Raw genomic sequence first — 8,505 nt, 5'->3', positions numbered from 1 at the left:
AAGTTAAAAGTTAAAAGTTAAAAGTTAAAAAATAGTTTAATTTTCAGTTAAAGAATAACGGTTAATTTTAAAAAAAAGCTCATAAGGATTACCTTATGAGCTTTTTATTTTTTATTACTTAATTACTTAATTAGCTAACATGGGAATACTATTTATTAAGCTCTATGTAGGTTGAACTTTAGTCCATCAGGTTAAATCAAATTTAACCGAGCTAAACACATAACCAAATAAAAAATACCCGCGGCAGAACTGAGTTAACCCATCACGTTAACCACTGGCTAAAAGTTTGACGGACTAAAGTCCGTCCTACAAAAATCGCCATTTATTAATAGCGATATAGTAACCACTAGTTAGAAATTTTTGCCCAGGTATCACGTAAACCTACCGTACGGTTAAATACTAACTTACCTTGTTCTGCATCCTGTGCTGATATCTTATTGTCTAAACAGAAGTAACCTTGGCGCTCGAACTGAAATGCTTGCTCAGGCTTGGCCGTTGCCAAATATGGCTCTACTTTCGCGTTAGTGATAATAGTCAAGGAATCAGGGTTCATTACACTGTGAAAGTCTTCTGCTGCACCTGGATTGGGTACAGAAAACAAGCGCTCATACAAACGAATTTCTGCATCAAGACTTTGCGCTGCCGCAACCCAATGAATAACACCTTTAGGCTTAGTGCCATCAGTGGGGTTTTTACCTAAAGTTTCGCTGTCATATTGACAATAAACTGTCGTTACCTTGCCGTCTTCATCTTTATCGCAACGCGTGGCGGTTACTACATAAGCACCACGTAAACGTACCGCTTTGTCTAGCACTAAACGTTTATATTTTTTATTAGCTTCTTCACGAAAATCTTCCGCTTCAATGTAAAGCTCTTTAGCAAATGGCACAATACGTGAACCAAAGCTCTCATCGCTAGGATGGTTTTTAACCTTAAGGTTTTCAACTGTATCTGCAGGATAGTTTTCAATGACTAACTTAATCGGGTCAAGCACTGCCATAGCGCGTGGGGCATTGTCATTTAAGTCTTCACGAATACAAGCTTCTAAAACGCTCATTTCAACCGTGTTATCCATTTTCGTTACGCCGATGCGCTTAGCAAATTCACGTAACGAGCCAGGCGTAAAACCTTTACGACGAAAGCCAGCGATGGTCGGCATACGAGGATCATCCCAACCACTGACTAACTTCTCTTCCACAAGGTTGTTCAGCTTACGTTTACTCATCACGGTATATTCAAGATTTAAACGTGAAAACTCATATTGACGAGGGGTAGTTTCAATTGAAATATTGTCGATAACCCAATCATACAAACGACGATTGTCTTGAAATTCTAACGTACATATTGAATGCGTAATGCCTTCAATGGCGTCTGAAATACAATGAGTAAAATCGTACATGGGATAAATGCACCACTTATCACCGGTTTGATGATGATGAGCAAATTTAACCCGATAAATAATGGGATCACGCATACACATGAAGCTTGACGCCATGTCGATTTTAGCGCGCAGCGCACACTGTCCTTCTTTGAAATCACCTGCTTTCATTTTTTCAAATAAAGCCAGGTTCTCTTCAACTGAAGTTGCACGATAAGGGCTGTTTTTTCCTGCTTGCTTTAACGTGCCACGATATTCACGCGTTTCTTCAGCATTTAAAAAACAAACGTAGGCTAAACCTTTTTCGATAAGCTCAACGGCATAACCATATAAACGATCAAAATAATCTGAAGAATAATGAATATCACCCGCCCATTCAAAACCTAACCATTTAACGTCTGTTTGAATAGAATTTACATAATCAATATCTTCTTTTTCAGGGTTAGTGTCATCAAAACGCAAGTTACATAAACCTTGGTAATCTTGAGCAATACCAAAGTTTAAACAAATTGATTTCGCATGACCTATGTGTAAATAACCATTGGGCTCAGGTGGAAAACGAGTTTGTACTTGGCTATGCTTGCCACTAGCAAGATCGGCATCAATAATTTGACGAATAAAATTTGTTGGACGGTTTTCTACTTCCGACATCCACAGAACCCCTAAAAAATTTAAGTTTAAATAATATAATTAAGGATATTATATCAATAGAATTAACCAGAGCCCACCTAAAGAATATATATTCTGCGATGAAAGGGAAATATAATCGAGCTTATCCACTTAAAGGATAATTTTTACCCTAGCTCTCACTTAGTTAACGCCAAGCTTATACTCTGCTTAATATCATAATAAGTGTAATACCTAGGCAAAATACATTCACATCCGATCAGTATGTTGCTATGTTATTTACAATTCTCCTTTATCGTTAACAATATTAATGTCTGAATGCTCATCTTTTGAAACAATGCTTTCATCTAACAGTTTACTACTTGAAAATACTCAACAATGGCAACAAAAATCTAACAGCGCAATGACAGTAAATGGTTACTATCGTGCCGGTGCTAAAGACGCTAAACGTATTCACTTGTTACACGGCACTGGCTTTTCAGCCATGACCTTAGCCGCCATGGCATCACAATTACCCAAAGACTGGTCAATTTGGTTAACCGATGTACCCGGTCATGGCTATTCAACACAGCCAACAACGCACATGCCCAACTGGCAAAAAATGGCCAATACCATCGCTGATGCCATTTATCTTCAGGCTAATGTTAAAGAAAATGGTCCTTTGGTGGGTATTGGACATTCAATGGGCGGTGTTATAACGCTACTAGCCGCCGTTAAATATCCAGATTTATTCAGCGAAATTATTTTACTCGATCCCGTTTTATTTCAAACTGAAATGATTATAGCGCAGCAACTCATGCGGGCAACTGGCGCATGGCGAAGAAGCTCATTAGTCAGATCAGTCGCTAATCGCACAGCAATATGGCCAAGCTTGGCTAATATGAAAGAAAATATTGCTGGCAAATCTTTTTATAAAGCTTGGCATCCCCAAGTAATAAGCGATTATTGCGATTTTTCCACTCATGTTGGTCATCAAGACTCAGTGACGCTCAGTTGTCAGCCAAGTTGGGAAGCGTCAATTTTTGGCTCTTATCCAAAGGGACTCTGGCGAGCGATATACAATATAAAGATACCCGTAGAGATATTAATGGCCAATAAAAGTTATTTTTTTATTCCAAAAGCAGTAAAAAGAGCAGCAAAAATCAATAAAAATATTCAATGGCAAAAATTTGGCCGACATCACTGTTTTCCTATGGAGCAGCCCTTAGAAACAGCAAAAGCCATTACTGATTTAGTAATCTCAAAGCACGGGTAGTTTACTTATTATCTTACCTAAATTTTTCAATAGGTTAAGTGACACAACTATATTTTGAAGATATCATCTTTGTGGTCACTTAACTTATATTATATATATACACGGATGTTCAAATGAAAAAAATTATTATTAAGTTATTACTCGCACTCTTACTTTGCAACAGCGCAGCCGCTATAGAGCTGTCTCAGCTTTTAAGTACCTCAACTGAACCCAAGCCCAAAATTAGAGTTGAACCTAAATACCCAATTTCTGCCGCACGTAACGGTCGTGAAGGTTGGGCTACATTTAACTTTGTCATCGAAAAAGATGGTAGTGTTTCCAACGTGATCACGCAGGAAACATCAGGCAGTAAAGATATTACCTTAGCGGCTAAAAAAGCAGTCATGAAGTGGCAGTATCAGCCAGCTATTGAAAATGGTGAACCAATACAGCAATGTGTTAATAGTGTGCAATTCGATTTTAGAATGCACAAAAATGGCACTAAAAAGGTCACCCGCCGATTTAACAGTTTGTATCACAAAACGAAAGATGCCTTAGCAGAAAAGGATTATGTAAAAACAAAAGCGCTGCTGAGTAAGTTTACAAAGATAGAGTACATGCACTTATCAGAGCATAATTTTTTGCAATTATTAAATGCCGAATACGCAAAAGCGATAGGCAACGATGCCATGCAACTTGCTCATTTGACAAAAATAAAGCTTGCTACTGACGATAAAAATACTGAATACGAACTATCATTATTAGCTCAACGCTTTGTATTAGAACTCCAGCTAAATAAATTTAAAAATGCTTATGACATTTATAAAAGAATTGAAAAAAATTCCGTTGCAAAACCTTATTTAGCACATTATCAAGCATTGATTAAACAAGTTGATGAATTTATTCATTCAGAGAAAGAACTTATTGTTGACGCCGATATTCGCAGTGATGACTACTGGCATTATGCCTTAGTACGAAATGAATTTACCCTGACCAACATCAAGGGTAAGTTAAACAAAATTGATATTCGCTGTGCTAATAAACGTCATGTTTATTCCATTGAAAACAATAATACTTGGAAAATACCCGACGCTTGGCAACAATGTCATGTCTTTATTTTTGGCGAAGACAATACCAAATTTAACTTGGTTGAGCATCCATTTAAAGTCTAGGTAAAATCAATACAGCTAGCGCTGTTTTTGACATGGTTACCTTAGGCTGGAAACACGCCAATAGCTACCACGACTAGCCATCAGTCTTTGTTACCTTATGGCAAACTAAAAGTATTGAGGGTGTTGTTGAATTTAATATAAAAAATATTAAATTACATCATCTAGCATTAACGGTCGCTAATGAAGAAATACTAAAGGTGTTGCATCAGCGATGTAACTCGATACCGAGCCTAATGATAGAATCTTCAACGGTAAAGGCCTCAGTATGCATAGGATGGTTTGTGAACCTAGCGATAAGCACATAGAGTTTGCTTATACCTCAGAAAAAATAAAAGTAACCCCAACAGAGTATTAAATTTTTTAAATAAAAAACGCAGATTATCTGCGCTTTTTAAAGAGGTTATTCGTTGCTAAAGGCTAAATAAGCTTGACTAAAACTGAGCAACAAGCTGTTCAACAACCATTTTAATGGCTTTACTTGGGTTGTCTTGTTCAGACGACTTAATGCGCTTAACTGCCCATCCGTGCCATACTGGTTGGTGACTTTTGACATCATATACATCTATTGCCAATTTTCCTTCAGTAATATTTCGCACGCGCGTATCAGTTCCCATACCGCCGTAAAAACGACTGCCCCACATAAAGCTGGTGCGATACATCACGGGTAAAGAATCAACTTTTACTTTATCTCGACTACCCATGGTATATGAAATGGTGAAATCAGCCTGCTCTGCATCATTAACTAACTGATAGCCTTTAGCAATGAAAGCTTGTTCAATGGCATTATCAATTCTGACTTTCATCACTGGGTTAGCATCAACAGACTCAGCTAAAATTTTGCTCTCGTTCAGCCAAGCAAATGTTTTATAATTCGTTGTAGTAATCTCACTATTGCGATCAAAGTCAACTCTAGCTTGCTGGTTTGATACACAGCCAGCCATTGCACCAACAAGTGCTAACATTATGATTAGTTTATTTTTTAACATAAATCCTTCCAAATAACTTTGATGTATTTAAAACTTAAGATAGCAGCCTATCATAAAAATGTTAGTCCGCTGCTGAAAAATGTCATTACATTACTCTACTTACATAATAATAAAAAATAACCACTAATAACAGATCACTTATCAATAAAATTATTAATTTAACAATAAAGTATAGATAAAAAATAATAGCATTTTAATAACTAAACCTAACTATTAATACTAGTGTTATTAATTAGTTGCTCTACTTTACATCCAGGAAAAACAGCCAAACACAAGGCGTTTATTTAATAACTAGTTGTGCTAATTATTAAATAAATAACGCGCTAGTAGGTTGTTTAAACGAGGGGAAATGATCATGAAATTAGTAAGATTAATATAAGTAACCTTGAACTATTAAGCAACGCAAACCTAATTATATGGCCAGATTAATAGCAAATTAATGACAAAACTTTATTTTTAAGTAGTACAAGTGGTAAATATTTATCAGAAATAATCAGAAATTATCAACTTTACATTGACACATCTAGACAAACCCCTTAAAACTGTAGTCATTACTTTTTACACAAATAATTTTTAACATGAACTTCGTTAATACGCTGCTATCTCTCTTCATTCTCGTCTTGGTCTCAAAACCAAGGTGCGGGCGATATTGTGTGTAAAAATAAAGTAAAAAAAATAACAACAATAAACCCTCGCTCTGAAAAGAACGGGGGTTTTTTTATCGCTATTTATTTCAATTGATATTATTAACAGCAGATTTTATTTATTAAAGGGATTACATATGACAAAAGAGCAATTCTCAGGTGCCGAACTAGTGGTTAAAACCCTAGCAGCACTTAAGGTAAAATATTTATTTGGCTATCCCGGAGGTACTGTATTAGATATTTATGATGCACTCTTTCGACAAGATGATGTTGAGCACATTCTTGTTCGCCATGAACAGGCCGCTACTCACATGGCAGACGGTTTTGCCCGCGCTACCGGTGAAGTAGGCTTTGTGTTAGCTACATCAGGGCCAGGTGCTACTAATTGTATTACCGGCATTGCAACCGCGTATATGGACTCTATTCCTATGGTGGTACTTTCAGGCCAAGTGCCTACCGGACTGATTGGAGACGACGCCTTTCAAGAAACCGATATTGTTGGTTGCTCTCGCCCAATAGTAAAGCATAGCTTTAACTGTCGTAGTGTTGTCGACATACCTAACACTATTGCAAAAGCATTTTATATTGCCAGTACCGGTCGACCAGGTCCTGTGGTTATCGAGCTACCTAAAGATATTTTAATGCCGCAACACACTGCAGAGTTTAAATTTAGCGCAGAAGTGAACATGCGCTCGTACAATCCAAACGTCAAAGGCCATCACCGTCAAATTAAGAAAGCGGTACAAGCAATAAGCAAAGCAAAACGTCTTGTGGTTTATGCTGGCGGCGGCGTAATCATAGCGAATGCGGCAGAATTACTGACTGAATTAGTTGAAAAACTTAACGCACCTGTGACCAATACCTTAATGGGATTAGGTGCTATATCAGGTTTACATGAAAACTTTATTGGTATGTTAGGTATGCATGGTAGCTTAGAAGCGAATAGAGCCATGGCAAATGCTGATGTTATTCTCGCTTTAGGGGCAAGGTTTGATGACCGTGTTACTAACAATGTAAAGAAATTTTGTCCAGATGCCACCATTGTGCATGTTGATATTGATCCCACCTCGATATCTAAAACTATTAATGCTCATATCCCTGTTGTTGGCTTACTTGATATTGTGATTAAACAGTTGCTTGTTGAACTGGAAGAAAAGCAATTTAGTGTTAACAAAGAAGAAAACCAAACGTGGTGGCAACAAATTGCACAATGGCGAGCAGTTAAAAGTTTTAGCTACGAACAAACTGATGGCGTAATAAAACCACAGCGTGTTATTGAATCCATGTATAAAGCAACACAAGGTGATGCCTACGTATGTTCTGATGTTGGACAGCACCAAATGTTTGCCGCGCAATATTATCCGTATGCTAAGCCACGTCAGTGGATAAATTCAGGTGGTCTAGGCACTATGGGCTTTGGCTTACCTGCTGCAATGGGCGTAAAATTAGCCTTTCCTGATAGCCATGTTATTTGTATTACCGGAGACGGTTCAATACAGATGAACATACAAGAGCTATCAACTTGTTTGCAGTATAATTTATCTGTGGTCATTATCTCATTGAACAACCGCTCTTTAGGCATGGTGCGTCAATGGCAAGATATGGTCTATGGTGGACGTCACTCCTCTTCGTACATGGAATCTTTACCCGATTTTGTTAAATTGGCTGAGTCCTATGGTCATGTAGGCATGCAAATTAATAAGCTTGATGAATTAGACGAAAAAATTCAAGAGGCTTTTGCGATTAAAAACCGACTAGTTTTTGTCGATGTGCTCGTTGATGAAAATGAGCATGTCTATCCGATGCAAATACGTACTGGTGCTATTGATGAAATGTGGATCAAAAAAGGAGTGAAAAGCTAATGCGCAGAATCTTAGCCGTATTATTAGAGAACGAAGCAGGATCACTTTCACGTATTGTCGGGTTGTTTTCTCAACGAGCATTTAATATTGAAAGTTTAACTGTTGCACCCACTGATGATGATAGCTTATCTCGTATCACTATTGTCACCAAAGGTAATGACAAAATACTTGAGCAGATAGTTAAACAAGTCAATAAACTTATCGATGTTATTAAAGTAACTGATTTAACCGAACGAAGTCATGTCGAGCGTGAATTACTACTGATTAAAGTCTTGGCAATGAACGAAAAGTCACGCAGTGAAGTAAAACGTATAACTGATATCTTTAGAGGCTCTGTCATTGATATTGGTAAGCAGGTTTACACCGTTCAACTGACGGGTAATGCAGAGAAAATCAATGCTTTTATCTCCACACTCGCCAACGAAACAGAAATCATAGAATCAGTGAGATCTGGCTGTGTCGGTATTGCTCGCGGTGAAAAAGCATTGAGTGTGAAGTAATAATATAATTTGCTACATAGACGATTCTGGGGGGACTTTAACTATTTAACTTGATGAACTAAAGTCCAACCTGTATTGAACCCGTATAGGTCATAAATATCA

General features: G+C 37.4%; 6 protein-coding genes. 4 read left to right on the top strand and 2 right to left on the bottom strand.

Annotated elements, in window-relative coordinates; translation table 11 throughout:
• Window positions 1-346: 346 nt before the first annotated feature.
• Window positions 347-2,029, bottom strand: a complete 1,683-nt coding sequence (glnS, locus tag H4J54_RS15795; protein ID WP_182191955.1) for a glutamine--tRNA ligase — start codon at window positions 2,027-2,029, stop codon at window positions 347-349.
• Window positions 2,030-2,315: 286 nt separating this feature from the next.
• On the opposite strand from glnS, the gene H4J54_RS15790 reads away from it, so the two are divergent.
• Entirely contained in the window at window positions 2,316-3,260 is a 945-nt protein-coding gene (locus tag H4J54_RS15790; RefSeq protein ID WP_182191954.1) for an alpha/beta fold hydrolase, read from the top strand.
• Between the two features lie 113 nt (window positions 3,261-3,373).
• Window positions 3,374-4,411, top strand: coding sequence for an energy transducer TonB (locus H4J54_RS15785; protein ID WP_182191953.1), 1,038 nt, complete (start codon window positions 3,374-3,376; stop codon window positions 4,409-4,411).
• A 431-nt stretch (window positions 4,412-4,842) separates the two neighbouring features.
• On the opposite strand, the gene H4J54_RS15780 is transcribed toward H4J54_RS15785, so the two are convergent.
• Window positions 4,843-5,397, bottom strand: coding sequence for a DUF4136 domain-containing protein (locus tag H4J54_RS15780; RefSeq protein WP_182191952.1), 555 nt, complete (start codon window positions 5,395-5,397; stop codon window positions 4,843-4,845).
• A 781-nt stretch (window positions 5,398-6,178) separates the two neighbouring features.
• Between H4J54_RS15780 and H4J54_RS15775 the strand changes: the two genes are divergently transcribed.
• Window positions 6,179-7,903 carry an acetolactate synthase 3 large subunit gene (locus H4J54_RS15775; RefSeq protein WP_182191951.1) on the top strand — a complete coding sequence of 575 codons (1,725 nt, stop codon included), beginning with the start codon at window positions 6,179-6,181 and terminating at the stop codon, window positions 7,901-7,903.
• Window positions 7,903-8,403 carry an acetolactate synthase small subunit gene (ilvN, locus tag H4J54_RS15770; RefSeq protein WP_182191950.1) on the top strand — a complete coding sequence of 167 codons (501 nt, stop codon included), beginning with the start codon at window positions 7,903-7,905 and terminating at the stop codon, window positions 8,401-8,403. Before H4J54_RS15775 ends, ilvN begins: the two co-directional genes overlap by 1 nt.
• Window positions 8,404-8,505 lie beyond the last annotated feature (102 nt).

This window comes from Colwellia sp. MB3u-8 (assembly GCF_014076985.1).
Classification (GTDB): Bacteria; Pseudomonadota; Gammaproteobacteria; order Enterobacterales; family Alteromonadaceae; genus Cognaticolwellia.
This window is presented reverse-complemented; position numbering and strand designations above follow the sequence as displayed.

Coding starts and splice junctions, on each gene's coding strand:
- glnS (WP_182191955.1), bottom strand. CDS start 2,029: ATGTCGGAAGTAGAAAACCGTCCAACAAATTTTATTCGTCAAATTATT.
- H4J54_RS15790 (WP_182191954.1), top strand. CDS start 2,316: ATGTCTGAATGCTCATCTTTTGAAACAATGCTTTCATCTAACAGTTTA.
- H4J54_RS15785 (WP_182191953.1), top strand. CDS start 3,374: ATGAAAAAAATTATTATTAAGTTATTACTCGCACTCTTACTTTGCAAC.
- H4J54_RS15780 (WP_182191952.1), bottom strand. CDS start 5,397: ATGTTAAAAAATAAACTAATCATAATGTTAGCACTTGTTGGTGCAATG.
- H4J54_RS15775 (WP_182191951.1), top strand. CDS start 6,179: ATGACAAAAGAGCAATTCTCAGGTGCCGAACTAGTGGTTAAAACCCTA.
- ilvN (WP_182191950.1), top strand. CDS start 7,903: ATGCGCAGAATCTTAGCCGTATTATTAGAGAACGAAGCAGGATCACTT.